We start from the raw sequence: 1120 nt of genomic DNA on the forward strand, positions 1-1120 counted from the left end.
CTCGTGTTCGGCTTCGCCGCAGGCGAGAGCCGAACACTCGCCGGGTTCAGACGCTGCTACAACTCCACAGCTGATGAAACGATCTCTCCCGGTGGATTCCATCAGCGGTTGACGCCGACGTTGGCAGAGTATCTCCGCGACCTCGTCGAGCGTGGTCTCGACGAGGTCGCTGTTCCCAACGCTGTTGACGCTGATATCGACCGATTCAGAGACGTGATGATCGCTGATGGAACGGTGTTGCGGTTGCACGAATTCCTCTCTGATGAGTTCCAAGCCCGTCACGAGGAGCAGGCTGGAGCGAAGCTCCACCTGCTCCACAACGCCACCGAGCAGACGATTGAACGACTCGACGTGACCGACGAAAAAGCGCACGACAGCACGCTGTTCAAGACGGGTTCGTGGCTCCAAGGACGGCTCGTTCTGTTCGATCTAGCGTACTTCAAGTACCGCCGGTTCGCGTTAATCGACGAGAACGACGGCTACTTCGTGAGTCGGCTGAAGCAGAACGCGAATCCGGTGATAACGGAGGAATTACGGGAATGGCGCGGGCGCGCCATTCCCTTAGAGGGCAAGCAGATCCACGATGTGGTCGATGATCTCTCTCGGAAGTACATCGACGTTGAGGTCGAAGCGGAGTTCAAGCGAGGCCAGTACGAAGGAACGCGGTCGCTGGACACGAAGCGGTTCCGCGTCGTCGGCGTCCGTGACAAGGACGCCGACGACTACCATCTGTATATCACGAATCTATCGCGAGAGGAGTTCTTCCCGGAGGATTTAGCAACGCTGTATCGGTGTCGGTGGGAGGTAGAAACGCTGTTTCGTGAACTGAAGACGCAGTACGAGTTGGACGAGTTCGACACAAGCGACCCGGATATCGTGAGAATTCTGCTGTATGCGGCGTTGCTGTCGCTGCTGGTGAGTCGTGAGCTGTTGGATCTGGTGACCGAGCAGGCTGATGACGAGATCGTGTTTCCGCCAGAACGCTGGGCGGCGACCTTCCGGTCGCACGCCCAGCTCATCCTCCACGAACTCGGTGAGTATCTCGGTTACTCACCACCGCCGTTGCTGGAGCGGCTGATCGAGGATGCTCAGAAGATTCACCAGCAACGTCCGGTCTTAC

Annotated in this window: 1 protein-coding gene; it reads left to right on the forward strand. The window is 58.0% G+C overall.

The window, feature by feature from the left end; translation table 11 throughout:
• Positions 1-1120, forward strand: a 1120-nt coding sequence (locus tag APQ99_RS12455) for an IS4 family transposase (protein ID WP_148889190.1), incomplete at both ends; no start/stop codon positions are given.

Origin of the sequence: Halobacterium salinarum DSM 3754 (assembly GCF_008124605.1) — an archaeon.
In the GTDB taxonomy this organism is placed as follows: domain Archaea; phylum Halobacteriota; class Halobacteria; order Halobacteriales; family Halobacteriaceae; genus Halobacterium; species Halobacterium salinarum.